The 26,123-nt window shown below is 66.0% G+C and carries 25 protein-coding genes, 1 tRNA gene and 1 pseudogene; 21 read left to right on the forward strand and 6 right to left on the reverse strand.

The window, feature by feature from the left end:
* Positions 1 to 262 precede the first annotated feature (262 nt).
* From V6M48_RS05210 to V6M48_RS05265, 12 genes and pseudogenes are all read left to right on the forward strand, one after another.
* Positions 263 to 976: a threonine/serine exporter family protein gene (locus V6M48_RS05210; RefSeq protein WP_332811464.1), complete on the forward strand. Its 714-nt coding sequence runs from the start codon at positions 263 to 265 to the stop codon at positions 974 to 976.
* Between the two features lie 175 nt (positions 977 to 1,151).
* Complete coding sequence (locus tag V6M48_RS05215; RefSeq protein WP_332811465.1) at positions 1,152 to 1,586, forward strand: hypothetical protein; 435 nt, start codon at positions 1,152 to 1,154, stop codon at positions 1,584 to 1,586.
* A 198-nt stretch (positions 1,587 to 1,784) separates the two neighbouring features.
* Positions 1,785 to 2,669, forward strand: coding sequence for a DMT family transporter (locus tag V6M48_RS05220; protein WP_332811466.1), 885 nt, complete (start codon positions 1,785 to 1,787; stop codon positions 2,667 to 2,669).
* Positions 2,666 to 2,995: a DMT family transporter gene (locus V6M48_RS05225; protein ID WP_332811467.1), complete on the forward strand. Its 330-nt coding sequence runs from the start codon at positions 2,666 to 2,668 to the stop codon at positions 2,993 to 2,995. The genes V6M48_RS05220 and V6M48_RS05225 overlap by 4 nt, the downstream gene beginning before the upstream one ends.
* Positions 2,992 to 3,411 carry a TfoX/Sxy family protein gene (locus V6M48_RS05230; protein ID WP_332811468.1) on the forward strand — a complete coding sequence of 140 codons (420 nt, stop codon included), beginning with the start codon at positions 2,992 to 2,994 and terminating at the stop codon, positions 3,409 to 3,411. The genes V6M48_RS05225 and V6M48_RS05230 overlap by 4 nt, the downstream gene beginning before the upstream one ends.
* Positions 3,408 to 4,652 (forward strand): histidine--tRNA ligase, encoded by a 1,245-nt coding sequence (hisS, locus tag V6M48_RS05235; RefSeq protein ID WP_332811469.1) that lies wholly within the window; start codon positions 3,408 to 3,410, stop codon positions 4,650 to 4,652. The genes V6M48_RS05230 and hisS overlap by 4 nt, the downstream gene beginning before the upstream one ends.
* Positions 4,649 to 5,734, forward strand: coding sequence for a peptide chain release factor 1 (prfA, locus tag V6M48_RS05240; protein ID WP_332811470.1), 1,086 nt, complete (start codon positions 4,649 to 4,651; stop codon positions 5,732 to 5,734). The genes hisS and prfA overlap by 4 nt, the downstream gene beginning before the upstream one ends.
* On the forward strand, positions 5,697 to 6,539 hold the full coding sequence (prmC, locus tag V6M48_RS05245) for a peptide chain release factor N(5)-glutamine methyltransferase (protein ID WP_443019049.1): 843 nt from the start codon (positions 5,697 to 5,699) through the stop codon (positions 6,537 to 6,539). The genes prfA and prmC overlap by 38 nt, the downstream gene beginning before the upstream one ends.
* A 324-nt stretch (positions 6,540 to 6,863) precedes the next feature.
* Positions 6,864 to 6,977, forward strand: a pseudogene (locus tag V6M48_RS05250) (DUF4167 domain-containing protein); the annotation flags it as partial.
* Between the two features lie 126 nt (positions 6,978 to 7,103).
* Positions 7,104 to 7,565: a hypothetical protein gene (locus V6M48_RS05255; RefSeq protein ID WP_332811491.1), complete on the forward strand. Its 462-nt coding sequence runs from the start codon at positions 7,104 to 7,106 to the stop codon at positions 7,563 to 7,565.
* 138 nt (positions 7,566 to 7,703) lie between these two features.
* Positions 7,704 to 7,910, forward strand: a complete 207-nt coding sequence (yacG, locus tag V6M48_RS05260; protein ID WP_332811472.1) for a DNA gyrase inhibitor YacG — start codon at positions 7,704 to 7,706, stop codon at positions 7,908 to 7,910.
* Positions 7,911 to 7,950: 40 nt separating this feature from the next.
* Positions 7,951 to 8,026: transfer RNA gene (locus V6M48_RS05265), tRNA-Phe, on the forward strand.
* Positions 8,027 to 8,582: 556 nt separating this feature from the next.
* Here V6M48_RS05265 and V6M48_RS05270 read toward each other — a convergent pair.
* Together V6M48_RS05270 and V6M48_RS05275 are read right to left on the reverse strand one after the other, a co-directional pair.
* Positions 8,583 to 9,833, reverse strand: coding sequence for a carboxylate--amine ligase (locus V6M48_RS05270; protein WP_332811473.1), 1,251 nt, complete (start codon positions 9,831 to 9,833; stop codon positions 8,583 to 8,585).
* 169 nt (positions 9,834 to 10,002) lie between these two features.
* Positions 10,003 to 10,692, reverse strand: coding sequence for a hypothetical protein (locus tag V6M48_RS05275; protein ID WP_332811474.1), 690 nt, complete (start codon positions 10,690 to 10,692; stop codon positions 10,003 to 10,005).
* Between the two features lie 199 nt (positions 10,693 to 10,891).
* Between V6M48_RS05275 and V6M48_RS05280 the strand changes: the two genes are divergently transcribed.
* Entirely contained in the window at positions 10,892 to 12,379 is a 1,488-nt protein-coding gene (locus tag V6M48_RS05280; RefSeq protein ID WP_332811475.1) for an oligosaccharide flippase family protein, read from the forward strand.
* Between the two features lie 124 nt (positions 12,380 to 12,503).
* On the opposite strand, the gene V6M48_RS05285 is transcribed toward V6M48_RS05280, so the two are convergent.
* Positions 12,504 to 13,766 (reverse strand): cation:proton antiporter, encoded by a 1,263-nt coding sequence (locus V6M48_RS05285; RefSeq protein WP_332811476.1) that lies wholly within the window; start codon positions 13,764 to 13,766, stop codon positions 12,504 to 12,506.
* A 171-nt stretch (positions 13,767 to 13,937) separates the two neighbouring features.
* Here V6M48_RS05285 and V6M48_RS05290 point away from each other — a divergent pair, with 171 nt between their 5' ends.
* On the forward strand, positions 13,938 to 14,087 hold the full coding sequence (locus V6M48_RS05290; RefSeq protein WP_332811477.1) for a hypothetical protein: 150 nt from the start codon (positions 13,938 to 13,940) through the stop codon (positions 14,085 to 14,087).
* A 30-nt stretch (positions 14,088 to 14,117) separates the two neighbouring features.
* On the opposite strand, the gene V6M48_RS05295 is transcribed toward V6M48_RS05290, so the two are convergent.
* Entirely contained in the window at positions 14,118 to 14,549 is a 432-nt protein-coding gene (locus V6M48_RS05295) for a Rid family hydrolase (RefSeq protein ID WP_332811478.1), read from the reverse strand.
* A gap of 193 nt (positions 14,550 to 14,742) precedes the next feature.
* On the opposite strand from V6M48_RS05295, the gene V6M48_RS05300 reads away from it, so the two are divergent.
* Positions 14,743 to 16,452 (forward strand): cytochrome b5 domain-containing protein, encoded by a 1,710-nt coding sequence (locus V6M48_RS05300; protein ID WP_332811479.1) that lies wholly within the window; start codon positions 14,743 to 14,745, stop codon positions 16,450 to 16,452.
* Positions 16,453 to 16,632: 180 nt separating this feature from the next.
* Here V6M48_RS05300 and rarD read toward each other — a convergent pair whose 3' ends face one another.
* Positions 16,633 to 17,577 (reverse strand): EamA family transporter RarD, encoded by a 945-nt coding sequence (gene rarD / locus V6M48_RS05305; protein WP_332811480.1) that lies wholly within the window; start codon positions 17,575 to 17,577, stop codon positions 16,633 to 16,635.
* Positions 17,578 to 17,700: 123 nt separating this feature from the next.
* Positions 17,701 to 18,708, reverse strand: a complete 1,008-nt coding sequence (locus V6M48_RS05310; RefSeq protein WP_332811481.1) for an AraC family transcriptional regulator — start codon at positions 18,706 to 18,708, stop codon at positions 17,701 to 17,703.
* A gap of 518 nt (positions 18,709 to 19,226) precedes the next feature.
* Between V6M48_RS05310 and V6M48_RS05315 the strand changes: the two genes are divergently transcribed.
* The 6 genes from V6M48_RS05315 to V6M48_RS05340 form a co-directional block, all read left to right on the forward strand.
* Positions 19,227 to 21,554, forward strand: coding sequence for a TonB-dependent receptor (locus tag V6M48_RS05315; RefSeq protein ID WP_332811482.1), 2,328 nt, complete (start codon positions 19,227 to 19,229; stop codon positions 21,552 to 21,554).
* A 62-nt stretch (positions 21,555 to 21,616) separates the two neighbouring features.
* Positions 21,617 to 22,141 (forward strand): nuclear transport factor 2 family protein, encoded by a 525-nt coding sequence (locus tag V6M48_RS05320; RefSeq protein ID WP_332811483.1) that lies wholly within the window; start codon positions 21,617 to 21,619, stop codon positions 22,139 to 22,141.
* Positions 22,142 to 22,175: 34 nt separating this feature from the next.
* Entirely contained in the window at positions 22,176 to 23,429 is a 1,254-nt protein-coding gene (locus V6M48_RS05325; protein ID WP_332811484.1) for an aromatic ring-hydroxylating oxygenase subunit alpha, read from the forward strand.
* Complete coding sequence (locus V6M48_RS05330; RefSeq protein WP_332811485.1) at positions 23,426 to 23,785, forward strand: hypothetical protein; 360 nt, start codon at positions 23,426 to 23,428, stop codon at positions 23,783 to 23,785. The genes V6M48_RS05325 and V6M48_RS05330 overlap by 4 nt, the downstream gene beginning before the upstream one ends.
* Positions 23,786 to 23,841: 56 nt before the next feature.
* A complete protein-coding gene (locus V6M48_RS05335) occupies positions 23,842 to 25,038 on the forward strand; it encodes an aromatic ring-hydroxylating oxygenase subunit alpha (protein ID WP_332811486.1) in 1,197 nt (398 codons plus the stop codon).
* 19 nt (positions 25,039 to 25,057) lie between these two features.
* Positions 25,058 to 26,123 (forward strand): DUF4147 domain-containing protein (locus V6M48_RS05340; RefSeq protein ID WP_332811487.1); only part of this gene is annotated, 1,066 nt, incomplete at its 3' end.

Below are 26,123 nucleotides of genomic sequence, written 5' to 3' on the forward strand. Positions count from 1 at the left end.
GCGCCCGCAATCCGGGTTTTCCCCATCCCTGCGGCAGGACTGAAGCTCAGGGAACGCTCAGGGTAAACACCGATTGTCGCTGGTTCTTCCTCACGCCTATCCCGGTCGGGCGTGTTCGTGATCGATGCGCATGACCCGTAACGGAATCCTTAGGGCGCTACGGCCAATGGAGCGAGGTGGAGAGGTGCGCAGTCCGATTGGAGCGAACGCACGCCCTTTCGCCGGCGGAGGAGCGCTCGAGGGCGCCGATCAGGCATTGGCGATGGCCGCAATCGTATTCCAGAGCGGCGGCTCGACCGATCTCGCGGACAGGACCCTACGCAACGTTCTTCGCGGACATGACGTCCATGATGTCTCGGCGGTATACCGGCTCGACTTCATCGCCGCCCGCGCGGTCGTCGATGATGAGGCCCGGACGATCTTGCAGCCGCTCACGCCCCTGAAACTTCATCTCGTCCGTGCATCGGAAGCGGCACGTCTTGCAGAGCGGCTAGGACGCGGAGACATTGATGGGGCGACTTTCGCTGCGGAGACCGAGCGGATCAGGCTATTGCCGTCCCCTCACGGTCGAGGGGTCGCCGTGCTGGCAGCGGCGTGCGCGGGCGCCGCTTGCTCCCAGATGTTGGGAGCCGTTCCGGAAACCTTGCCGATCGCCGGCGTAGCGGCAGGCGTGGGCCACTATCTTCGCTCCCTGCTGCAGGCGAGGAACCTGTCTCCCTATGCGGTGACGTTCCTTTGCGCGCTGGCGTCGGGAATAATTGCCGCCACCGGATTGCAGCTCGCGCTGGGCGGGAGGCCCGGGGCGGCGCTTGTCGCGGCGGTCACCTATTTGGTGCCCGGCGTTCCGCTCATCAACGGCTTCATGGACGTGGTATCGCGCCGGTATTTGATGGTGGGCGTCCAAAGGATCTTGGACGCGACGTTCCTGTTTTTCCTGATCACGGTGGCCGTCGCCATCGCAAATGCCGCCATTTAGAGCGGAATGCGCGATATCTGGATCACGCATCCCGCTCTAATCGTTTGTTACCGCATCGTTTTCTGCGCAAAACCGGCTCCCACTTTTGCGCACGATGCTCTAGAGGCCAGGACGCACAATGGACCTTATAGCTCTCGTTTCGAACTCTCTGTGGGCAGGCTTGCTGGGGGCCGGCATGGCTGTCCTGTTCTCCGCTCCCACGCGAGCGCTGGTTCCGAGCTTCTGCTGTGCATTCCTCGCGCGATTGCTCCGCGATGTCCTGCTCGGTTGGGGCAGCGGCATCAACCTGGCGACATTCCTGGCCGCCGCAATTGTCTCGCTCGTGGCGTTCGGCGTGATGCCGCGCCGCGGCCTGTCTCCAGTCGTTGCTGCCGCTGGCCTCATCCCGCTCGGGGCGTCGGGGCCCTTGTTGCGCGCCATCGACGTCTTTCTGGGCACGCACAGCTTGAGGGGCAAGGTGATGACGAATGCCGATGCGGCAGCGGGAATATTAGCGGACCTCGGGACTGTGTTCACCACGACCTGCGCGATCGCCGCCGGAGTGTGGGCAGGATATCTCGTCTGGCACTCCATCAAACGTGATAGGTTCGGCGCCTCCGGCGCGGGCTAAGGCCACTGGCAGCTCCCGACGCTGACGGGCTTATTTGAGCAAGAAAGGAAAGCGGTTCGACACGCTCACCGCGAACGGAGTTTTGCAGTGGTCCGCGTCGCGGCACGCGGGTGACGTGACGCGGGCGAACGGCGCGGCTATCGCCGGTTGATGAGCCCGCCCGCGTCACATCACTCCCTGTCGCCTCAGCACTTCGCTTTGCCGGTCGCGGTCGGCCTGCTCGGCATCGCCTTCTTCTCGACGATGGACGCGGTGATGAAGGGGCTGTCGATCGCGATCGGCGCCTATAATGCGATGCTGTGGCGGGTGATCATCGGCGTGCCGCTCACCGGGCTGCTCTACGCCGCATCATCGGCCTGGGGGCGGCTGGCGCGCCCGAGCCGCGCGGCGATGCGGCTGCATGTCGTCCGCGGCATTGTCAGCGCGTTCATGGCGGTCGCCTTCTTCTGGGGCCTGGTGCGGATGCCGCTTGTCGAGGCGATCGCCTTGTCGTTCATCGCGCCGCTGATCGCGCTCTATCTTGCGGCGCTGCTGCTGGGCGAGCGCATCGGCCGGCGGGCGATCCTCGCCTCGGTGCTCGGCTTTGCCGGGATGCTGCTCATCCTCGCCGCGAAGGCAGGCGGGCCGCCCGAGCAGCGGGATTGGGCGGCGGTGCTCGCGATCCTCGGATCGGCATTGCTCTACGCCTATAATATCGTGCTGATGCGGCAGCAGGCGCAGGTGGCGGATCCGCTCGAGGTCGCCTTCTTCCAGAATCTCACCGTCGCGATCGTGCTTGGGCTGGTCGCGCCGCTGCTCGCGGTGGTCCCGCCGGCCACCCTGCTGCCGGGGCTGCTCGCGGCGGCGTTGCTCGCCTCGGCATCTTTGCTGCTGCTCGCCTGGGCCTATCGCCGTGCCGAGGCGCAGCGGCTCGTGCCCGTGGAATATAGCGCGCTGATCTGGGCCGCATTGTACGGCGCTTTGTTCTTCGACGAGCAGGTGCAGCTTGCGACGATCGCTGGAGCGGCGCTGATCGTCAGCGGCTGTTTGATCGCGGCGAGGACGCAGCGCGAGCCGGTCTCGGCCGCCGAGGCGGCATTATGAGCCCTGCGATCGCCTGGCTGCTGCTCGTCGTCGGCGGGCTGTTCGAAATCGGCTTCACCACCTGCCTGAGGTTCGTCGACGGCTTCAGGAACCTGCCCTGGACCCTGGCCTTCCTCGTCTCGGTCTCGATCAGCATGGGCCTGCTCGCGATCGCGGCGCGCGCAATCCCGATGGGCACCGCCTACGCGGTCTGGACCGGCATCGGCGCGCTCGGCACGGTGATGGTCGGCATCCTCTGGTTCGGCGAGCCATTGGGCGCGGCGCGGCTGCTGCTGCTGATCGGGCTGATCGCCTGCATCATCGGATTGAGGCTGGTCGCGGGATGAGCTTCGACGAGACTCTGGTCGCGCTGGTCGAGGAAGCGCTCGAGCCGGTCGGCGACGTCTCGATGCGCAAGATGATGGGCGGCGCGATGCTCTATTGCGACGGCCTCGTCTTCGCATTGCTCTACGGCGATGCGATCTGGTTCAAGGCCGACGGCGACAGCGATGCCTTGTGGGACGCGCAGGGCTGCGAGAGGTTCACGATCGCCTTCAAGGACGGCAAGACCGAGACGATGAACTACCGCCGCGCGCCCGACGACGTCTATGACGATCCCGATGCGCTGCGCGATTGGGCGCGGCTCGCGCTCGAGGCCGGCGCGCGCTCCGCGGCCCGGAAGGCTCCCAGGGCTGGGATGGCGCGAGCTGCGAAGGCGCCGCCGCTTCCCCGCTCGGGCAAAAATGCTAAGGGCCGCGCATGAGCAAGGGGCCGCAACGGATCAGGGGAACCCAGGATATCTGGGGCGAGGAAGCCGACCGCTTCCAGAAAGTCGTCGAGACGTTCGACCGCGTGCGCCGGCTTTACGCGTTCCAGCGGGTCGAGATGCCGGTGTTCGAAGCGACTGCCGTCTTCTCGCGCTCGCTTGGCGAGACGACCGACGTCGTCGCCAAGGAGATGTACACCTTCCTCGACCGCGGCGGCGATTCGCTCACCCTGCGGCCCGAGTTCACCGCCGGCCTCTGCCGCGCCTATCTGTCCGAAGGCTGGCAGCAGCTCGCGCCGCTCAAGATCGCGACCCACGGCTCGGTGTTCCGCTACGAACGGCCGCAGAAGGGGCGCTTCCGCCAGTTCCACCAGCTCGACGCCGAGATCATCGGCGCCGAGGCGGCGGCCGCGGACGTCGAGCTGCTCGTCTTCGCCGATCAACTGCTCCACGAGCTCGGCATCGCCGACGGCGTCACCCTGCAGCTCAACACGCTCGGCGATGCCGAGACGCGCGAGGCCTGGCGCGCGGCGCTGGTCGCGCATTTCGAGGCGCACCGCGGCGATCTTTCGGAGGACAGCCTCGCCCGGCTCGACAAGAACCCGCTGCGCATCCTCGACAGCAAGGATGTGCGCGACCGACCGATCGCCGACAGCGCGCCGGCGATCGACGATTATCTCAGCGCCGCCGCCGCGGATTTCTTCGCGCGGGTCACCGCCGGCCTCGATGCCTCGGGCGTGGCCTGGACACGCAATGCGCGGCTGGTGCGCGGGCTCGATTATTATCGCCACACCGCGTTCGAATTCGTCACCGATCGGCTCGGCGCGCAAGGCACCGTGCTCGCCGGTGGGCGCTATGACGGGCTGATCGAATCGCTCGGCGGGCCGCACACGCCGGCGGTCGGCTGGGCGGCGGGGATCGAGCGGCTGGCGATGCTGCTCGATGCGCCCGCGCCGCCGCAGGTCGAGGCCGCGCTGGTGCCGATGGGAGAGGCAGCCGAGGCCGCGGCGCAGCGCATCCTCGCCGAGCTCCGCCGCGCCGGCATCGCCACCGACATGCTGTTCAAGGGCAATATGAAGAAGCGCATGGCCAAGGCGGCGGCGACCGGCGCGCGCTTTGCGGTGATCATCGGCGACGACGAGCTCGCGCGCGGCCAGGCCGGGCTCAAGGATCTGGGCAGCGGCGAGCAGCAGGATGTCGCCCTCGACCGCCTGGTCGAGGCGCTGCGCGGACGATGACCTCGATCTCGGAAGAGCGGATCGCGGCGATCACGCGGCGCAAGGACGAGCTGCAGAATGCGATGGCGGCGCCGAACATCGCGCCCGACGAATTCGTGCGCCTGTCCAAGGATTATGCCGAGATCGAGCCAGCGGCGGCGGCGGCGCACGAGGTCAGGCGCCTGCGCGCCGAGCTCGAATTGCTGAGCGAGATGATCGACGATCCCGACGGCGAGGCCGAGATCCGCCAGATGGCGAGCGAGGAGGCCGAGGCGATCAGGAAGAGCCTGCCCGAGGCCGAGCGTGCGCTCGCGCTCAGGCTGCTGCCGCGCGATGCCGCCGACGAGCGCTCGGCGATGCTCGAGATCCGTGCCGGCACCGGCGGCGACGAGGCGGCATTGTTCGCCGGCGACCTGTTCCGCATGTACCAGCGCTACGCCGAGCTGCAGGGCTGGCGGGTGGAGGTGATCTCGACCAGCGCGTCCGACGTCGGCGGCTTCAAGGAAGTCGTCGCCTCGGTCAGCGGCCAGGGCGTGTTCGCCAAGCTCAAGTTCGAAAGCGGAGTCCACCGCGTCCAGCGCGTGCCGGTCACCGAAAGCGGCGGCCGCATCCACACGTCGGCGGCGACGGTCGCGGTGCTGCCCGAGGCCGAGGAGGTCGACGTGCGGATCGAGGACAAGGATCTGCGCATCGACGTCTACCGCTCGTCGGGGCCCGGCGGGCAATCGGTCAACACCACCGACAGCGCGGTCCGCATCACCCATTTGCCGAGCGGCCTGGTCGTGATCCAGCAGGACGAGAAGTCGCAGCACAAGAACAAGGCCAAGGCGCTCAAGGTGCTCCGCACCCGCCTCTACGAGCTGGAGCGCGAGCGGCTGGCGAGCGAGCGCGCCGGCGCACGCAAGTCGATGGTCGGCTCGGGCGACCGCTCCGAGCGCATCCGCACTTACAATTTCCCGCAGGGGCGGGTGACCGACCACCGCATCAACCTGACCCTGCACCGCCTCGAGGAGATCCTCGCCGGTCCCGGGCTCGACGAATTGATCTCGGCCCTGGTCTCCGAGGATGAGGCCGAACGGCTCGCGAGCCTTGACGAGGCGTGAGGCGCTCGCCGGCGCGGCGCGCCGGCTGGCCGGCGCGAGCGAGACGCCGCGGCTCGACGCCGAACTGCTGCTCGCGTCGGCGCTGGCCATCGAGCGGCAGGCGCTGTTGCTCTCCGATCTGAATGAGGAGGCGCCGGCGGCGTTCGAGCAGCTCGTCGCGCGGCGTGAAAAAGGCGAGCCAATCGCCTATATCGTCGGCCGGCGCGGCTTCTGGACGATCGAGCTCGAGGTCGCTCCGGGCGTGCTGGTGCCGCGGCCCGACAGCGAGACCTTGATCGAGGCCGCGGTGGCGCACTTCGGCGCGAATGGGCCGCGCTCGATCCTCGATCTCGGCACCGGGTCGGGCGCGCTTTTGCTCGCCGCGCTCGACCAATGGCCCACGGCGCAGGGCGTCGGCGTCGACCGCTGCGAGCGCGCGTTGGCGATCGCGCGCGCCAATGGCGAGCGGCTCGGGCTCGCCGATCGGGCGCAGTTTCGGCTCGGAGACTGGGGCGAGGGGCTCGAGCAGCGCTTCGACCTCATCCTGTGCAATCCGCCCTATGTCGACGCCGGTGCCGATCTCCCGCGCGACGTCGCCGAGTGGGAGCCGCACGAGGCGCTGTTCGCTGGCGCCGACGGGCTCGACGACTATCGGCGGATAGCGCCTCAAATCAGCGGCTTGCTTGGGCAGGACGGCATCGCCTGCATCGAAATCGGGCTTGGCCAGGCGCCCGCCGTTACAGCTTTGTTCGCCGCCGAGGGCCTGCGGGTGGACCAGCGCGAGGACCTCGGCGGGCGCACGCGATGCCTCATCTTGACCCGCTGATGCAGATAATCATCTTTCTACTTGGATTTCCGCGCCATCGTAGCTACATAAGAGGGCAGGGACGGGGCCTGACACAGCATTGATCGCTTGAGGCCTTCCGTCGCGACCCCCGATTGCTCTGGCGTCTTTGGACGATACAGCGTGAGGAGGCAGGAGCCGCATGCGGCCGCCTGCTGCGGGATTCGCCTAAAGAACGACGGCCGGGACGGGCCTGGCCAATGGAGTGGCTGAAACGACCACCACACGAGGGACCAACGTTTGATCAACAATCGTCAGAACGGGCGCAGGCGCGGCCGTGGCGGCGGACAGCGTCCGTCAAACAACGTGCCGAGCCCAGGAAACCGCCAGGACAATCGTCAGCGCGGTAACGCAGCCCAGCTTCACGAGAAATACAAGGCGCTGGCGCGCGATGCCCAGCTCGCCGGTGATCGTGTCCAAACCGAAAACTACCTGCAATTCGCGGATCATTACTTCCGCGTCTTGAACGAAGGCCGCGCGCGCTTCGAAGAGCAGCGCCGCCAGCGCGACGACTTCTCCGACGAGGATGAGGATCAGGACGAGGCGATGCAAGGCGGCGCTGACGGCGACGATCGCGACGACGATCGCGCCGGCCGCGACGAGCGCAGCGAAGCCGACTATCGCCAGCGTGCCGAGCGCAACGAGCGCCAGCGCGACGACCGCAGCGAGCGCCAGCGCGAGGAGCGCAGCGAGCGTCCCCGCGAGGCGCGCGAGGAGCGGCCGCGTGAGGAGCGTGCCCGCGAGGAGCGCCCACGTGAGGACCGGCCGCGCGAGGACCGCAACGACCGTCCCCGCGAGAGCCAGCCGCGCGAGAGCCAGCCGCGCCGGGCGCGCGCCGCTTACCAGCCCCGCCCGGTGGAGCAGGACGAGGACGGCGCCGACGAGCGCATCTCGCTCGAGGTGCTTCCGCCCGCGATCGCAGCCGACGCCGAAGCGCCGCGCGCCCCGCGCCGCCGCGTGCGCCGTCCGCGGCCCGATGGGGACGCCGAGATCGCGCCCGCGGCCTGAACGCGAAAATTGGTCCTGAGAGAGGGCGGCGAGTATAATCGCCGCCCTTTTTTATTGGCCAGCTCTCGGCCGTGAGACCAGGGCCGCAACAACTACCTTCGGCTTGCAGCGCCATCCGACCGACGCCATATCGCGGCGATGTCGACAGTCGCACCGCCCCGTCACCGCCAGAAATGCTCGCTCTGCGGTAAGCCGAGCGTCGCGCAATTCAGCCCCTTCTGCAGCCAGGGCTGCCGCGACCGTGACCTGCTCAACTGGCTGGGCGATTCCTATCGCGTGCCGGCCGGGCCGGCCGAGGATGACGAGGCAGAATCTGACGGGCGCGGGCTGGACAGCGAAGCCTAGCCGCCTCTATAGGCGCTCACTCTCGCTTGCCGCGGGACGTGCCCAGGTAGCTCAGTTGGTAGAGCATGCGACTGAAAATCGCAGTGTCGGTGGTTCGATTCCGCCCCTGGGCACCACTTCTCTAGTCTCCAAGACCGAGGCCCCGTGCCCTAGGCCACTATGGACCATCGGGGCTTCGAAGGCATTTGCATAACTCGGTTATGCAAATGCGCCGGCAGTGGTTAACCCATTTTGTGGACGTGAAAATCCGACAGATCTACGGTTGCGCGACACAACGAAAGGGACTGCGAATGTCGCCCGCCGATCGTTCTTATTATGAAGCCCGTGCCGAAGCTGAGTTGCGACTGGCCCAGAGTGCAGATCATCCTGCTGTCGTGCGGGCACATTATAACCTCGCCGGGTTGTACCTTGATCTCGTTCATGGGACCGCAGCCACAGCGGATGAACGGATCGCCGCTTAGGGCCAGCGTCGCGAGCATTTTCTCTGGAGCGGGCAAGGATCGGAAGCGCGGCTTGCCAGATTTTTGGTCAGCGCGTTCCAGCTTGTGCTCGGACTGGGCCGCGGGCCCGAAACGCGAAGCAAGACGCTCGCCCCCTCCCGTCCGTGCGAATACTAGACCTTTGGTCGCGTGATTGCTGGCTTTGCTCGAAGGCACTGCCCTCAAGCGTACGCTATCCTGCCCCTTCCCGTACGGAAGCCTGATCGTGGATGCCCTCGATCCCGGAGCGCGTCCGCTGGAGATGTCGCGTGGCCGCGCCGAGCAGACGGGCGCAGATCTGGCGACGCTCTAGAAGATAGGGGGCCGGATCGTCGGCGGCCCAGCTGTCGAAGCGGCTGCGGAGCAGGAGGGTTGGCAGGAAACCCAGCAGCGCCGCGATGCCGCGGCACTTGGCGAGCCAGCCAAGAGGCGTGTCGGCGATCGCAGTTAGACGGGCATATTCCCCGGACATGTTGCGCCGGGCGACGAGCTTCGGCTGCTGGACCGGCAGCTGCGGCTCGGCTCCTGTCACCACGTCCCACAACAGGGCCGGAAAATCGGCGCCTCCCGCAACTGCGAGTGGGAGCGAACCCCAGAACCGGGGATTGACCTCGAGAAGAGCATGTCGGCCACCGCGCCGATCGACCCGGAACTCGAACATTGCCACTCCGGTAAGACGGGTCGCCCCTGCCAGAGCGCGCGCGGCGGCAACCAGTTGCGGATCAGGCTGCTCCGCGACTCGCGCCGTGCTCCCCGACGTTTCGGTGGCGACTTGGAGTCGGCGGTGCTGCCACGCGAACAAAACCTCACCCTGGTGGGCCAGTATTGAAACTCCCACACCCTCGCCAGGCACGAAGGCCTCGGCGATCCAACAGTCGTTCGCGAAGGTTCCGAGCGCCTCAGCGAGCTCAACGTGCGTCCGGATGATCCTTGCCGGCGTTCTTTCCTGGGGGCTGCCGACCGCATAGGTGCAGCGCGGCTTCAGCACGAGCGGCAGGCCGAGTTCGGCAGCCAGCTTCTCGGCCTGCTCGCCCCGGGTCAGCAATCTGCCGGCCGCAACGGCTATGCCCAGCCGTGTCGCTGCCGCTCGCGTTGCGGCCTTGTCGGTGAAGGTTTCGAACGCCTCGTCGTTCGGGATGGCGAGCATGTCGCGACCGATGCGGCGCGCGTGGTGGCGTAAAATGAGCATGCGGCTGTCGTTGCAGGGGATGACGAGCCGGTAACGGTGCACGTCAATCAGCCCACAAAGCGATGCCACCCAGGCCTCCGCATCGCGGTGGTAAGGCGGCAGGACGTGAACGGCGGAGACATAGCGGGACGCAAGGCCGGGCGCGTGCTCATCGGCGAGCGCGACATGCACGTCTATCCCTCGCCGGCCGAGCGAGCGGGCGACCGAAAGAAAGACCCCCATATCGTCGGCGAGGACTAAGACGCGGTCGGTCACCAGCTGTCCGCCCCGCGGAGCAGGCGAGCGACGAACTCGGACAGCAGCGGGCTCGCAAACCCAGGCCGATCGCGCCAATCGCATAACCGTGGTCGGACGTCGCGGCCGAGAGCGCCTCGGTCGTCCTCCTCAAGGTCCATGCAACCGTCGAAAATGGCGTGGACGCCCATCAGATGCGATCCCGACCCTCGTCCGCAGTCGTGGCTTGCGCCGGCTCGGTACCAGGAGCGCAGGGCATCGGCGCCGTGACGCGCGGCGGGGGCACTGCCTTCGTCCGAAGATGAAAGCGCGCCGTTTCCCAGCCGAAGCTGAAGAACATCGCTGCGCCCCATGTCTTGGCGAGATCTTCGGCCGAAAGGCGCAGCAGCGCATCGCCGTTTGCTAGCGCGTCGACCAGGAAACTGACTGTGAAAAGGGCGCCGCCGGCGAGGAACAGGCGGGTCGCACGCCAGGGAATGAGCGCGGGACGCCAATAAGCGGCCAGCAGCCCGAGCTCCGCGAGCGCCCAGGCGAAGGTCACATAATGGTCACCGATACCCAGTCGCCAGCCGATCCGTTCGTGGAGCTGGAAGCGGTCGTCGGCGGCAAGAAAGGCGAACAGCGCCGCCTGCGAGAGCAGGAACTCGCGACCTTTGTCGCGCTGGTCGGGATTGGCCGTGCCGGCAAACAGCAGCAGCAGCGCCGCGCCGGCGAGAAAGGCGACGCTCATCGTCGTGTTGACGGCGAAGAACGCCAACTCGCTGCCGATATCCGAATAATAGGGTCTAACCTGCGCCTGCGAGCTGCTCATCTCGAAGCTGATCAGCCAGAGCGAGTAGATCGTGAGTAAGGCAAAGCCCGCCCTGCCGATTGAACCCACGCCCGCAGTCCCTTCGCACCAACCGCTGCAGCACGCAAAACGGCACCGAGGTTGCGTAAGGAGAAAAAGCTAATGGGGGGTTGATGGCACCTCACCGGCCGATCATCCGATCGGCTAGGCGTTTGTCCTTTTGCAAGCTTGTCATGCCATAGCTCCGTGTCATTGCAGGGGAACGGCGTTGGCATCGGATGCTCCGACAGTGGAAAGCGAACGCCGCGGTGGCGGCGTCTATCGCAGCGCCGCGCTGGCGGTCGGGCTGACCTGGACGCTGCGCTTCATCGGGCTCTTTTCGGTGGTCGTGCTCGCCCGCCTTCTATCGCCGCGCGATTTCGGCATCATCGCGCTCGCGGCGGCGACGATGGCGCTGGTCGACATCTTCTCCGCCCTTGGCATCCGTCAGGCCCTATTGCGCATTCTCCACCCCGAGCGGGCGCACCTCGATACGGCCTGGACCATCCAGTTGATCGTGCTGGTGATGCTTGCCGCAATGTTGGCCGCAAGCGCGCCTGCCGTAGCGGCCTTTTTCCACGAACCCGCACTGGCCCTGGTCACGGCGGTGCTCTCGCTTCGCCTGGTGCTCCAAGGCCTCGTGAACATAGGCACCGTCGAGTTCGACCGCTCCTTGGAGATCGGCAAGGATCTGCGGATGCGGGTCACCGTCAGGCTCCTTGCGCTGGCGGGGACGATCACCGCAGCGCTCTTGCTGCGATCCTACTGGGCGCTGGTGGTCGGGCTCCTCCTGCAGTCGGCGCTGCATCTTGGGGCTTCCTACCTTTTCCATCCCTATCGGCCGCGGCTGTCGCTCGCCAAACGCTCCGAACTGCTCAACGTCTCGCTGTGGATGTTCCTGGCCTATGGAGCGCAGGTCGTTCAGCAGCAGGCCGAGCGGCTGGCTGTGGGACGGATCGCTGCGGCACACCTCGTCGGGCTCTATTCGGTCGGCAAGGACGTCGCTTCGATCTTCACCCTCGAGATTGCGACGGCGCTCAACCGCGTCACCTTCGTGACGACCGCCCGGCGCGGCCAGCCGCTCGACAGCGATCCGGCGAGGGTGACCGCCTTGCTCGGCTGCTATGCGATGATCGCCGCCCCCGCCGGGATCGGCCTGGCCGCTGTCGCAGAGGACGCGGTAGCAGTCTTGTTCGGCCCGCAATGGTCGGGTGGGGCGAGGCTCTTGCAGCTGATTGCCCCTGGCTGCGCCTTTTACGCTGTCTACAAGCTGATCGTTTCTTCGCTTCAGGCATCGGATCGGGCACGGGCAGCAGCGATCATGTCATGCTGCAGCGCGGTCGCGACCGCCGGAAGCGTCTTCCTCGTCGCCGCGGTTGGCGGAGACGTTTATGATATCGCCTTCACGGCGCTGGCGCTCAGCGGGGCAACGCTCCTTGGCGGAGTGGCGGTCTTCTCCCGCATCGCGCGCGTGCCACCGCTCCAGCTCATTCGCGCGGTCTGTCGTCCGTTCGTCGCGGCAACAGCGATGTGCATGGTGGTGCGCCTGGCATCGGTGCAGACCGGCTTCGTCGCTGTGGATCTCGGACTGTCGATCCTTGTTGGCGCCGCGATCTATGTGGCCGCCCTTGCGGCGATCTGGGCTGCAAGCGGCCGTCCGGACGGAGCCGAGAAAACAGCGTTCACCATGCTGGGTGAAGCGCATCGGCTTGCCTCCCGTAAGCGACGTTTCCGCTGATCAAGGCGCGGTCCGACAGGAATGTACGCCATGGGTCGCATCCTGTCGAAAAAGTCCCCTGCAATGAGCCTGATTCACGCCTTCGGCGGAAGCGCGAAGCGCATCCACCTCAGCGGATCGGGCTCTAGACTGATCGCCCTTCCTCTTCCTTCGTCGCACGCTCGACGGCGGCGCCGGCGGTGAGGCCGTGGACGATTGTCGAGACCGTGATGGTGAAGGCAATCGTGGCCCAGAGCTGCCCTTCGTTGACCAGTTCCAAATGGCTGGTGGCATAGCCAAGATAATAGATCGAGCCGATGCCGCGGACGCCGTAGGCCGCGACGACGAGGCGCTCGCGGCGCTTGAGCTCGGTGCCGCGCAAGCTCCACCAGCCGGACAGCGGCCGGATGACGAAGATCAGCGCCAGCGCGATCGCGATGTGCCGCCAGTCGAGCTCCGGCCACAGCACCGGCAGCACGCCGCCGATGAGCACGAGCAGGACAGCGGTGAGCGCATGCTCGATGGCTTCGTTGAAGCCATGCAGCTTGCCGTGGAACGCATGGTCCACCTCCGCGCGGCGCAGGACGAGGCCGGCGACGAACGCGGCGATGAAGCCATAGCCTTCGAGCAGCTCGGTCGCGCCGTAGCAGAGGAGCACGCCGGCCAGCGCCAGAACGCCCGAACCGGTATCGGCGAGGACGTTGCGCAACGGGATGGCGAACAAGATGCGGCCGAGCAGCCAGCCCATTGCGGCTCCGGATACGACGCCGACGACGATGCGATAGACAACGTCGCGGGCGAACCATTCCACCAGCCAGGAGCCGGGCGCGAGACCGTGCGCGGCAATGATCAAGCCGAGATAGACGAACGGAAATGCCAGCCCATCGTTGAGCCCGGCTTCAGCGGTGAGCGAGAAGCGAACGGGATGCTCGCCGCCCTCCGTGGGCGGCCCGACCTGGACGTCGCCGGCCAGCACCGGGTCGGTCGGCGCGAGCACCGCACCGAGGAGAAGGGCACCCGCCAGGGTCATCCCGGCGAGAGCCCATCCAAGCAGCGCTACGGAAAGGATCGTCAGCGGCATGACGATGACGAGCAGGCGCACCGTCGGCTGCCAGTGGCGATAGGAGCGCAAATTGTCGATCCTGAGGCCGGTCCCGAACAGCGCGACGATCACCGCGAGCTCGCTGCCGAGCTCCCAGAGCCTGGGCGAGGTGCGGGGGTCCATGGCCGCCGGCATCCCTGGAACGAACGAGAATGCCAGCATTCCGAACATGATGAGCAGCGCCGAGGCGGCCGGCTCCCGCCCGGACAGAAAGCGCGGAATCCAGTAAGCGAGCAGGATGACAGCCCCTAGTGCGGCCAGCACCACATGGTAGCTTTCGAAGCCGAAGAACGGGCTATCTGCCAAGGCGGAGGTTCAATCTGGAAAGCCTTGTGCTGGTCGCCAGACAGCGGAAAGCGCGCCGCAGCCTATGGTTCCACGTTCGGCATGCGAGCGTGACCCGAAGGCGGCTATCGGCGCCGGCTGGAATTCACGGACGGAAACCCCATATAGGACAGACATTTAGGAGGTGAAGCAATGCATATCGCCCCTCTCAAGAACGACCGCTGGCGGGCGGGGCGGAATCGCCCGAGCCGGTCGAGGCCGGTCGCGATGCTGGCCGCGCTCCTGCTGCTTTCCCTCGTCTTCCTGATCTCGCTGATCGTGCTGCTGGTCGAGTTCACCTAAAAAGCACCACGACGACGCTGTGTGCGTTGCTCAGGCGACAGTGTCGCTCCGCTGCGCGACGAACTTGATCTCGGTGATGCCGTTCGGGCGGATCAGGCGGTCGATGCCGATCGCGGTCCAGGCGGGCGGCGGGGATTTGATGTAGCGCTTCTGGACGTTGACCATCGGCTCGATCTGGGTGGTGACGTCGGTGTGGAAGCTGGTGATGTCGACGATGTCGTCCCAACCGACGCCGGCACGCTTCAGGATCGAGCCGACCCGCTGATAGACTCGTTCGAACGACGCTTCGATGTCGGTCTCGCCCTCGTTGAGCACCGCGACGATCCCCGAGAGATAGATTTTGTCGCCTGCGGTCACCGCATCGGCGAAGCCGAACTGCTCCTGCGAACGGCGCGCTTCCTCGTCATCGGACATCAGGACGTTTTCGTTGCTGCGCGCGGGGCTCCTGGTCATGCTCGCCATGTCGGCTCTCCTCCTGTGCTTCTTGGGCTCTTGTTCCGCCAAGGCTAGCAGGTCGAAAGTTCGACTCCAAGCAGCGCCGGTCGGAGGGGAGGGAAGGCGGCTCCCCGATGCATGCGGCCCCTCAAATCGTTGGACAGCTTCGCGCGCGTTGTTAGCTTACGCAAAACGACGACAGAGCGGAAAGAGGGGCGGCATGAGGGCTATCATCATCGGCGGCGGAATGGGCGGGTTGTTCACCGCGATCGCGCTGCGCGAAGCGGGCGTGTTCACTTCGGTCGACGTCTATGAGCAGGCGAAATCCCCGACGACGGCCGGCGCGGGGCTGAACATCGCGCCCAACGGCGCGCGGCTTTGCAAGTGGCTCGGCATCGATCTCGACGGCGGCGATCCGAAGGGGCCGCACGGCGCCGTCGACGGCGGCCGCGCGATCATCCTCGATGCCACGCGCGACATACCGGCGGATGGCGACGTCTCGACCAAGCCGCTCGATCACAACACCGCCGCCAACGACGGCGCCGGCTTCCATCACATGCACCGGCTCGACCTTTTGATGTGCCTGCACAAAAGGGCGATGGAGCTCGGTCCCGATTCCGGCGTCGCCTGCCCGATCCGCATTCACATGGGCAAGCGCTTCGAGACCTTGGTCCAGGACACCGGCACCGTCACCGCGACGTTCACCGATGGCACGAGCGCGCAGGGCGAGCTGCTGATCGGCGCGGACGGCATCAATTCGAAGGTGCTCCAGGACGTGTGGCCGGAGACGCCGCCGCGGCGCTGGACCGAGGTGACCTGCTATCGCGGCCTGATCCCGCGCGACAAGGTCGCGGCCCTTCGCAAGGCGAACGGCCAGCCGCTCGACAACAATCCGATCGACTCCGCGAGCATGGACACGCGCAAGACATTGCGCGCCTGGGCGCTGACCTATTGGGTGCGCGGCGGCGAGCTGCTCAACGTGTGGTTCGCTTATTACGAGCCCAACTCGGCCGAGTTCGCCGGCGAGGAAGGCGATTGGTTCCCGGCCGACCGCGCCGAGCTGCGGGCGCGGGCCAGCGAAGCGTTCAAGGACGATCCGCGGCTCGACGACGTGCTCGCGCTCGCCGGAGCGATCGAGGATCCGACCAAGTGGGGCCTGTTCGATCGCGACGCGTTCGAGCATTGGACGGAAGGCCGGGTCTGCCTGCTCGGCGATGCCGCGCACCCGATGCTGCCGACGATGGGCCAAGCGGCGACCCAGGCGTTCGAGGACGGCGCCGCGCTCAGCCAATGCTTCAAGATGCACGGCACCGACGTCAACAAGGCGCTGCTCCACTACGAAAGGGTTCGTCACTATCGCGCGACCCGATTCCAGTTCGGATCGAAGTTCCTGTTCAAGCACCTCGAGCCCGAGGACAGCCCGCAGCGCCAGGCGATCCTCGCCGCCGCCAACGAGCGCGATTATGCCGCGTTCAACCATGACAAGCGCGCCGGCAACGACATGAACTGGATCTACGCCCACGACGCGCGGAACATCGGCGACAAATTGCCGCTCAAGAAACTCGGGCCGTGGGATTTCCGCGACCGCGAGGCGGTGAAGGCAGCCAAGGCGGAAATGCTCGCCAATCTGTGGGTGCCGCCGGTGTCGCTCAACGGCGACCGCAAGGTGACGCGGGCGGAGGTCGCGACGCACAACAGCTTCGAGGATTGCTGGATCATCATCCACAACAAGGTCTACGACTTCACCGAGTGGAAGGATCATCATCCCGGCGGTCCGTTCGTCGCCCGCATGTATGCCGGCAAGGATGCGACCGCGGAATTCGGCGACTATCACAGCCCCCAAGCGTGGCGGCACATGGCGCATTTCTGCGTCGGGCCGCTGGTCGAGGAGGACAAAGCGGCGGAGGCGGCCCAGCCGATCAGGGGCTAATTGGCGCGTTGAACTCGGTGGGATGGCACTCGATTAGTCATCCTCCTACCCCGTCATGCCAGCGAAGGCTGGCATGACGGGGGTTTGGCAGTTCACCGCGAACGGAGTCTTGCAGCGCCCCGCAAGGGGGAGGGAGCTGCAAAGCGGACCCGCGCGGCGACGGGCGCTCGGCCTGACTACCTAATCGGCGGTCGCGACTGCCGCCGCTGCGGTCGCCGCCGAGTTCCGGCGCGCGGTGCGCAACACGTCGTAGGTGAAGATCCCAAGCCCGGTCCAGATGCACGCGAAGGTGAACATGTGGAGCGGCGTGAACGGCTCGTGGAAGAGCAGCACCGCCTGCAGGAACTGCAACGTCGGGCCGATATATTGGAACTGGCCGGCGAGCGAATAAGGCATGCGCTTGGCCGCCGCGCTGAACAGCAATAAAGGAACGGCGGTGACGACGCCGGTCAGCACCAGCAAGCTGTCGTCGATCGGATCGGCGCCGAACGCGCCTTGCCCTTGCGCCGTCACCCACCACAGCCAGGCGAGCGCGATCGGCGCCATCAGCGAGGTCTCGATCAACAGCTCGCACAACGGATCGACCGGCGCGAGCTTGCGGATCAGCCCGGCCGTGCTGAATGTGATCGCCAGCACGAGCGCGATCCACAAGGTGCCGCCCTGGCCGATCGCGAGCGCCGCGACCCCGATCGTCGCCAGGCCGACCGCTATCGCCTGGGGCCGCGGCAGCCGCTCGCGCAGCACGACCACGCCGAGCAGCACGGTCATCAACGGCGTGACGAAAAAGCCGAGGCTGGTCTCGAGCACATGGTTGGCAAGCACCGCCCAGATATAGACCATCCAGTTGGTGCCGATCAGAACCGCGCAGAGCAGCATCGCGAGGACCATGCGCGGCTTGCTCAGCGCGGTGCGGACCGCCGGCCAGCGCCGGGTGAGCGAGACGATCAGCGCCAGCAGCAGCACCGACCAGATGACTCTATGCGCCATGATCTGCCCCGGCGGCACCGCCTTGAGCAGCTTCATGTAGATCGGCATGATGCCGTAGATCAGATAGGCGGCAAGGGCGAAGACGAACCCCAGCCGCATCTGGCGAATCCGTTCCGCTTCGCTTCCCTGCTCGATCATGCTGCGTCCCTATAAGGGTTTTGACGTGCGAAACCCTGCCGGGGCGTCCGCATCATGGTGCGGGACAGTGGCCGAGATGGAGACACGCCGCCACAATTTTTGCGGGCAAAATGGGAGCGCCGATCAATCGCGGCGGAGCGGCCTGCTGCGCCGCGTCGAGCCTCGCGCCAAGGTCTCGGAAGGCTTCTCGCCAAACCGCTCGGCATAGGCGCGCGCGAAGCGGCCGAGATGGGTGAAGCCCGCTTCGAGCGCGGCGCCGGTGACGCTGGCCTCGCCGTCGCGCTCGAGCAGGCTCTCGCGCGCTCGATCGAGCCTGATGTCGCGCAGGAATCGTCCCGGGCTGGTCTGGCGGAAACGGCGGAAGCCGTCGAGCAAGGTGCGCGCCGGCACGTTCGCGGCCGCGGCGATGTCCTCGAGCCGGAGCGCTTCGCGCGCGTTCGCCTCGATGAACATTTCCGCCCGGCGGATGCTCGCCGGCGCGGCGCCCCGATTGCCTTCGCTGCCGGCGGGCGCTCGGCTGTAGCCCTGGCCGGAGAAGAGCAGGCTCATGAACAATTGCTCGTAATCGCGCGCGATCTTGTCGTTGCGCTGGAGCAGGTCGATCGCGCTCGGATCGCTGATCATCGCGTTGAGCAGATGCAGCCATGGCCCGAGCTCGGGCTGCGAGAGATCGACGAACGCCCGCAGCCCGACATTGGAAGGACCAGCGTAGGACTGGAAGGCGGCCGCGTCGATGCGCACGACGAGCTGCTCGCAATCGTCGGGAAGGTCTCCCTGGAAGCGCTGGCCGGGACCGAAATAGAGGCCGGTCCTGGAGTCGATCATCGCCTCGCCGTGCGAGGAGCTCAGCAACGCGCGTCCCTTCAGGCAGAAGATCAGGAAGTGGAAGCTTTCGATCGGCGCGACATTGATCCTGATATGGCCGAGCTGCTTGATCGCAGCGATCGCCAGGCCGCGCATCTCGAGGAAATCGAGATGCGCCTCGCAATCTTTGCGACCCTCGGCATATTCGACGAAATAAGGGTTCATCAGCCGCGAGACGCCGGCGCGCGTCTCGTCCATGTCGCGCGATGCGAATATTCGGCAATTGTGCAGCGCCGTCTCGCGCGCAAGCTGTCTGGGCTGTGTCATGAAGCACCGCTATCTGCACCAGTGCGATCGGCGCCTCGCCGCGCCTTCGAAACTGCAGGCCCCGTCATCAGCCGCATCATCGGCAAGACGCGTTTCATTCGTCGTCGCCGAGTCACGAAGCCTGTCTCCATTTGCCGCGAAGCCTGAATCCGCACGCTCCAAAGGCAGCTAATCATCGTCTCGCTTCGAGGTCAACGTCTCGCGTTCGTCTGAGCGGACAGTCAGCACTTGGCTGCAACCGCCGTTGCAGCTGGCGGGACGCGCGCCGGCGCGCGGGGATCGAATTCGTCCGATTTCTGCGCGATCCGGATAGCCGAGGCCGCGGTCTGCGCGATCCGGATTGCGCGGCGCCCCGCCTGCGACCAGCCTTCTGTCCCTGAGGCTGATGGGGATCGGCCGAACGGGACGATCGGATCGGCATAGAGCCGACCGAAGCCGTAGCCCATCGGGGCGAGCGGCGGACAACAGGGGGGCGGGTCATGAGGAAAAGGCCATTGCGGTGCAACGCGCTCGTGCGAGTGCTTCTGATTTCGGCGGCGACTGTCGCTTACGCGCCGGCGCTCGCGCAGGATGCGCCGGCCGCCGCGCCGGACGCACCGCAAGCCGGCACGACCGGGGTGCAGGACATCGTCGTCACCGCCAACCGCCGCGAGCAGAATCTGCAGGACGTCGCGCTTTCGGTTTCGGCCATGGGAGCGGAGGAGCTCGAGACGTTCAACGTCGAGACTGGCGCCGACATCGCGCGCTTCACGCCTGGCGTCTCGATCTCGAGCTCCTTTGCCGGCCAGAGCCAGCAATATTCGATCCGCGGCGTCACCCAGAACGACTATAATGACATCTTCGAAGGCCCGATCGCCGTCTATTATGACGACACCTACGCCCCCACGCTGCAGGGGCAGGTGTTCGGCACCTTCGACCTCGAGCGCGTCGAGATCCTCAAGGGGCCGCAAGGCACGTTGTTCGGCAAGAACGCCACCGGCGGCCTGATCCACTTCATCCCCAAGCGCCCGACCAAGGAATTCGAAGGCTTCATCGACGCCGGTTACGGGCGCTTCGACGAGGTCCGGCTCGAAGCGGCAATGAGCGGCCCGATCACCCCGGGCCTGCGCGCGCGCGTCTCCGGCCTCTATTCGCGCAACGATGCCTGGCTCGAGAACATCTACCCGACCGGCCTCGCCATCCCGACCCCTCCGGCAGGGCCACGCTTCGGCGAGGATCTCGGCAAGGAGGAATTGTTAGCGGGCCGCCTCCAGATTGAAGGCGACGTCACCGAACGGCTCAACGTCCGGCTCGCCGGCACGATCGCGCGCGGGACGAGCGGCATCGGTCCTTATTCGAATCACGCGATCGCGCCGGTGTTCAACGCCGCGGGCCAGCATATCGACACGATCGCGCTCCCGCCCGGGACGCCGGATGGGCTCGGCTTCGTCGCCCCGCCGCCGGGATCGGAGCAGACCGCCGCGGATTTCGCGCGTGACGACGGTTTTTATGCGCGCTCCTACGATCTCTCGCTGCACGCCGATTACGAATTCGACGGCTTCGACCTGATCTGGGTGACCAGCAAGAAGTGGTTCCGCAAGTCGCTTGCGGTCGACGTCGACGGCGGGCCGACCAATTTCGTCAACGTCGGGCTGCGCAACAAGGTCAACAGCTTCAGCCAGGAGGTGCGCGCGGTCGGCGAGACCGACGGCGGGCTGCGCTGGGCAGGGGGCATCTTCTTCTCGCAGGTCAAGGCCGAGGGGGCGCTTGGCTTCCTGGCCGCGGCCAACTCCTTATTCGCGGGCGTGTTCGGCGCGAGCGCGACCGGCATCGATCTGATCGACGTGGCCGACTACAAGAACACCAATTATTCCGGCTTCGCCAACGTCGACGTGCCGCTCGGGGAGCGGCTGACCCTGGTGGTCGGCGGCCGGCTGATCCACGAGAAGCTGCGCTATGATTTCGCGTCGCATGCGTTCGCCAATGTCGACGATTACGCGGTCGACACCGGCACGATCATCATTCCCGATCTCCTGCCCAGCCACCGCCTGCGCGAAAGCTATTGGCTGTGGGCCGGCAAGATCAACCTCGAGTATCGGATAGTCGACGGGACCTTGATCTATGCCGGCGTCAACCGCGGCGTCAAAGGCGGCGCGTTCAACGCCAAGCTTCCGGATGGAACGCCGCCGCTGCCGGCCGACGAGATATTCTACGAGCCGGAGACGCTCTATTCGTACGAAGCCGGGCTCAAGACCGAGCTGCTCGACAATCGGCTCAATCTCAACGCGGCGGTCTTCTATTACGATTACAAAGATTATCAGGCGTTCACGTTCGAGAACGTCGGCGGCACGATCAAGAACAATGACGCGCATGCCTGGGGCGCCGAGCTCGGCGTCCAGCTCGCCGCGACCGACCGGCTCCGCCTGAACGGCGCGCTCGCCTACACCAAATCGACCATCGAGGACGTCGTCACCACCTCGGCGACGCCGACCGCGCCGGCAATCATCAACGACGTCCGCCCGACCTTCGCGCCGCGCTTCCAGGCCTCCGCCAACGTCAGCTGGGATCTGCCGATCGACATCCTCGGCGGCACCTTGACCGCGATCGGCGACGTCTCGCACATCTCCGATTTCTACGACAATATCCGCAATTTCCAGGCGCACCGGCAGGATGGCCGCACCGTGTTCAACGGCGGCCTCACATGGATGGACTCGAGCAAGACGCTCTCGCTCAAGGCCTATGTCAGGAACCTCACCAACGAGACCTATGTCGAGACCTCGTTCGACACCGCCACTTTGTGCGGCTGTGGGGAGATCGCTTACTCGAGGCCGCGCTGGTGGATGGTCTCGGCGCGAAAGGAATTCTGACGTGAGCCCGCAACAAGCAGGGGCGATCGTCCCCGCCCACCCTCATTCGATGGGAAGCTGCCATGAGCGAAGATGACCTGCACGCGCGCTTGCGGGCGCTCGAGGAGCGCGTGGCGCGGCTCGACGACCTCGAGGCGATCCGGCGGCTCAAATGCGAGCATGCGCTGGCGTCGGACGATCCGGCCAATCTGCCGCAGCGCTTCGCGGACATCGTCACCGACGATTTCGTCGCCGATTACGGCGAGGGGTTCGGGGTGATCCACGGCAAGGAGGAGTTGCGCGCGTTCCTCACCAACGTGCCGTTCACCTGGACGATGCACTTCATGATCCCCAAGCGCATCGACGTGGCGCCGGACGGACGCACCGCCACCGGCATCTGGTATCTGTGGGAGCCGGCGCTGGCGCAGGATCCCTCGCGGACCAAGTCTACCGCCTTGTGGCTTGGCGCAGTCTATGATGAACAATATCGCAAGGAGAGCGACGGCAGCTGGAAGATCAGCGCCCTCAAGTTCGACGCCAAATTGCTTGTGCCCTATTCGGAAGGGTGGGAGAAGCGACGGGTGGCCGCAATCAACTTCGACGACTGAACGGGACCTTATCGAGAGACTTTAGGAGCGTCACATGGGAGACTTTGGCGAAATTCATCGCTGGCACAAACGTTATCCGCAATTCGGCACCGAGCCGCTGCCGATCGAGCCGTGCATATCGCCCGAATATTTCGCGCTGGAGCGGGAAAAGATCTTCCGCAAATGCTGGCTTCAGGTCTGCCGGGTCGAGGACGTGGCCGAGCCGCACAGCTTCTTCAATCGCCACATCGAGATCTGCAACACCCACGTGTTGATCACGCGCGGCGGCGACGGCGAGATCCGCGCGTTCCACAATATGTGCTCGCACCGCGGCAACAAGATGGAGTGGGACGTCAAGGGCTGCTCCAAGTTCCACGACTGCAAGTTCCACGGCTGGATCTACGACAGCAGCGGCCGGCTGGTCGACGTCCCCGACGAGGCCAATTTCTTCAACCTCGACAAGTCCACGCTCGGCCTGACCCCGATCCACCTCGATGTCTGGCAGGGGTTCGTGTTCATCAACCTCGACAAGGAGCCCGAGCAATCGCTGCGCGAGTATCTCGGCGAGGTCGCGGACATGCTCGATGGCTATCCGTTCGACCAGCTCAAGCTCGGCTATGCCTATAAGAGCAACCTCAACTGCAATTGGAAGATCGCGGTCGATTCCCAGCAGGAGGCCTATCACGCGGTCCACCTCCACCGCCGCACCTTGGGCGACATCGCGATCGACCAGACCAATCCGTTCATGCACGCGCTCGACATCCGCTTCATGGGCCCGCACCGCATGATCTCGCTGCCGTTCAGCGGCGATTATACGCCGAGCCCGACCGCGGCGATCAGCGAGCGCTTCGCCTGGACGATCAAGAAGGAAAAGGACAATTTCCTCGATCCGAACAATCTGCCGCTCGGGGTCAATCCGGCGCGCGCCGACAATTGGATGTTCGACATCTACCTGATCTTCCCGAACTTCTGGCTGGCGCCGTTCAGCGGTGCCTTCCAGACCCACAATTTCTGGCCGACCGGCGTCGACACGATGTACCAGGAGATCAAGATGTTCGTGCGACCGCCCAAGACGGCGGGCGAACGCTTCGCGCTCGAGCATGCCAAATGCCTCAACCGCGACACCTGGCTCGAGGATTTCAGCACGCTCGAGACCACCCAGACGGTGCTTGGATCAGGCGCGAAAAGCCACTTCATCCTCCAAGACGAAGAGATTTTGATGCGACATTTCTATCAGATGATCGAAGATTATACCGGCCTCGGCGGCGAGCCGGCCGGCTCCGCTGCAAAAACGGGAGTGGCGGCATGAACCAGGTCACCGCGATCAAGGCCCGCAGCCTTCCCGCCGAATTCGCCGATCTCGACAAATATCTCGATTGGTCGCTTCCGACCGAGCGCGCCCGCAGCCGCAAGCGGCTCACGAGCAGCATGGAGGAGATCAAGGCCTTCTACGACGACATGCTCGCGCGGATCGAGCCGGCGCTCGAATATCTCAATGGCTTCCCGCTCGACGACATGCCCGAGCCCCAGCAAAATCTGCTCAACCTGACGTTGATGCTGGCCGAGGTCGCCAATGCGATCGAACTGTTCAAGACGCAGCCCGGCGTGATCGACGGCTTCGATCCGGAACGGTTCATCACCGACCATGAAGGCGGAGGCGACTGAGCGTCGCCAACCGCACCCGGCGCCTGGCGCGCTGATCGCTATCGAGGACCAAGACCATGGAGCAGACCGAACACAAGCGCTTCTCGCAGAAGTTTCCCGAGCTCGGCACCGATCCGATCCCGGTCGCGAACAGCGTCTCGCCCGAATTCTTCGCGAAGGAGAAAGAGCGCATCTTCAAGCGCAGCTGGATCAATGTCGGCAGGGCCGAGGAGCTGCGCACGCCGGGCGACTATATCGTCAAGAGGATGGACATGTGGGATACCTCGATCCTGCTCGTCCGGGGCCGCGACGGCGAATTGCGGGCGTTCCACAATGTCTGCCAGCATCGCGGCAATTTGCTGGTCGGCGACAGCGAGAAAGGCAATTGCAAGGGCTTCCTGACCTGCAAGTTCCACGGCTGGGTCTATGACGACAGCGGCAAGCTGCGCGACGTGCCCGACGAGGAGAATTTCCACAATCTCGACAAGGCGGTCCTGGGCCTCAAGCCGATCGCGCTCGACACCTGGCTCGGCTTCATCTTCGTCAATTTGAGGCCCGAGCAGAGCCTCACCGAATATCTCGGCGGCTATATGGGCGAGAAGCTCAACGCTTATCCGTTCGACCGCCTCGAGACCTTCTACACCTACAAGCCCGACGAAGCCGTGAACTGGAAGGTGCTGCTCGACGCGCAGCAGGAGGGGTACCATGTCCCCTCGCTGCACAAGCGTACGCTCTCACTGTCGTTCCCCAAGGAGTTCGTGCGGTTTCGGTCGCACGACATGATCATCCACGGCCCGCACCGCATACTCTCGGCGGGAAGCAACGCCGGCGAGTTCGTGCCGACGCCGGTCGGAGCCGTCGCCAGCAAGATCGGCGCCAATTCGATCGATGCGTTCGCCGGCGCGGCCGGGGGCGATATGAGCGCTTATGCCGATGCGATGCACGGGGTGTTCGACTTCAACCTCATCTTCCCCAATTTCGTGATCGGCCTGCTCTACGGCACCTATTTCACCTACAATATCTGGCCGGTCGCGGTGAACCGCTCGATCTGGGAAATCCGGATGTATTATCCCAAGGCGCGCACCGCGAGCCAGGCGTTCACCAACGAATATGGCAAGGTCGCCTTTCGTGACGGGCTGATGGAGGATGCCAGCGTCCACGAGGCGACGCAGCGCGGCATCGAATCCGGTGCGATCGAGAATTTCCAGTTCCAGGACGAAGAGATTCTCTGCCGCCACGGCCATCTCACCGTCCAGCGGATGGTGAACGGCTGACGCAAGCGCGACTTTGACGATGACCGACCCTCGAAGCTTCCTTCGGGAAGTTTACGGCTCCGCTTTGGCTGCCGTCGATGGCCGCCGGCTGGTCGCGCGCACGCTCGGCGGGGCGCCGCGCGACGCGGCGGTGCTTGCGATCGGCAAGGCGGCGCCGGCGATGTTCGCGGGCGCGGTCTCGGCCCCCGGCCTCACGATCACGCGCGGGCTGGTGATCACCGGGAGCGCCTATCTGCCGGCGGATCGGGACGAACTCCGTGGTGCGCAGATGGTCACCGGCGGCCATCCCGTCCCGGACCAGGCGAGCCTCGCCGCGGGCGATGCGCTGCTTCTCTTCCTCGCCGATCTGCCGCTGGACGAGCCGCTGCTGATCCTGCTGTCGGGAGGCGCCTCGGCGATGGTCGAGCGGCTTCCGGACGGCATCGGCCTCGATGATCTGGCGCGGCTCAACCGCTGGCTGCTGGGGAGCGGCTTCGACATCGGCGACACCAACAAAGTTCGCCGTGCTGCCTCCGCCATCAAGGGCGGGCGTCTCGCGCCGCTGCTGCGCGGGCGGCCGGCCGAATTGCTGATCATCTCCGACGTGCCCGGCGACCATGTCCACGACATCGGCTCGGGTCCGTTCAGCCCGGTTCCGGCCGAGGCGCGGCGCCTGCCGCCGAACCTGCCCGACTGGATCGAGACCCTGGTGCGCCACGCGCCGCCGATGCCGTCGGGGGACGACCCGGCCTTCGCCTCGATCGCCGCCCGGATCATCGCCAACAATGGCAGCGCGCGCGCCGCGGCGGCCAATCGCGCGGCGGCGAGCGACGTGAAGGTTTATCGCCGCAGCACCTTGGTCTCCGAGGATGCCGAAGCGGCCGGCACCGCCTTCGCCGACACGCTGCTGCGCAGCGGCGCGGGCCTCCACATCTGGGGCGGCGAACCGGCGGTGGCACTGCCGCCGGATGCTGGGCAAGGCGGGCGCTGCCAGCATTTCGCGCTCGCGGCGGCGCAGCGGCTGAGCGGCGCGGCCGATGTCCACGTGCTCGCGGCCGGCAGCGACGGCTGCGACGGCGGCGGCGGCCAGGCGGGCGCGCTGGTCG

The organism is Sphingomonas sp. (genome assembly GCF_036677245.1).
Classification (GTDB): Bacteria; Pseudomonadota; Alphaproteobacteria; order Sphingomonadales; family Sphingomonadaceae; genus Allosphingosinicella.

Bases quoted from the DNA above. Each gene is read 5' to 3' on its own strand.
- V6M48_RS05210 (WP_332811464.1), top strand. From the start codon at position 263: ATGGCCGCAATCGTATTCCAGAGCGGCGGCTCGACCGATCTCGCGGAC.
- V6M48_RS05215 (WP_332811465.1), top strand. From the start codon at position 1,152: ATGGCTGTCCTGTTCTCCGCTCCCACGCGAGCGCTGGTTCCGAGCTTC.
- V6M48_RS05225 (WP_332811467.1), top strand. From the start codon at position 2,666: ATGAGCCCTGCGATCGCCTGGCTGCTGCTCGTCGTCGGCGGGCTGTTC.
- V6M48_RS05230 (WP_332811468.1), top strand. From the start codon at position 2,992: ATGAGCTTCGACGAGACTCTGGTCGCGCTGGTCGAGGAAGCGCTCGAG.
- hisS (WP_332811469.1), top strand. From the start codon at position 3,408: ATGAGCAAGGGGCCGCAACGGATCAGGGGAACCCAGGATATCTGGGGC.
- prfA (WP_332811470.1), top strand. From the start codon at position 4,649: ATGACCTCGATCTCGGAAGAGCGGATCGCGGCGATCACGCGGCGCAAG.
- prmC (WP_443019049.1), top strand. From the start codon at position 5,697: ATGAGGCCGAACGGCTCGCGAGCCTTGACGAGGCGTGAGGCGCTCGCC.
- V6M48_RS05255 (WP_332811491.1), top strand. From the start codon at position 7,104: ATGCAAGGCGGCGCTGACGGCGACGATCGCGACGACGATCGCGCCGGC.
- yacG (WP_332811472.1), top strand. From the start codon at position 7,704: ATGTCGACAGTCGCACCGCCCCGTCACCGCCAGAAATGCTCGCTCTGC.
- V6M48_RS05290 (WP_332811477.1), top strand. From the start codon at position 13,938: ATGCATATCGCCCCTCTCAAGAACGACCGCTGGCGGGCGGGGCGGAAT.
- V6M48_RS05295 (WP_332811478.1), bottom strand. From the start codon at position 14,549: ATGGCGAGCATGACCAGGAGCCCCGCGCGCAGCAACGAAAACGTCCTG.
- V6M48_RS05300 (WP_332811479.1), top strand. From the start codon at position 14,743: ATGAGGGCTATCATCATCGGCGGCGGAATGGGCGGGTTGTTCACCGCG.
- rarD (WP_332811480.1), bottom strand. From the start codon at position 17,577: ATGATCGAGCAGGGAAGCGAAGCGGAACGGATTCGCCAGATGCGGCTG.
- V6M48_RS05310 (WP_332811481.1), bottom strand. From the start codon at position 18,708: ATGACACAGCCCAGACAGCTTGCGCGCGAGACGGCGCTGCACAATTGC.
- V6M48_RS05320 (WP_332811483.1), top strand. From the start codon at position 21,617: ATGAGCGAAGATGACCTGCACGCGCGCTTGCGGGCGCTCGAGGAGCGC.
- V6M48_RS05325 (WP_332811484.1), top strand. From the start codon at position 22,176: ATGGGAGACTTTGGCGAAATTCATCGCTGGCACAAACGTTATCCGCAA.
- V6M48_RS05330 (WP_332811485.1), top strand. From the start codon at position 23,426: ATGAACCAGGTCACCGCGATCAAGGCCCGCAGCCTTCCCGCCGAATTC.
- V6M48_RS05335 (WP_332811486.1), top strand. From the start codon at position 23,842: ATGGAGCAGACCGAACACAAGCGCTTCTCGCAGAAGTTTCCCGAGCTC.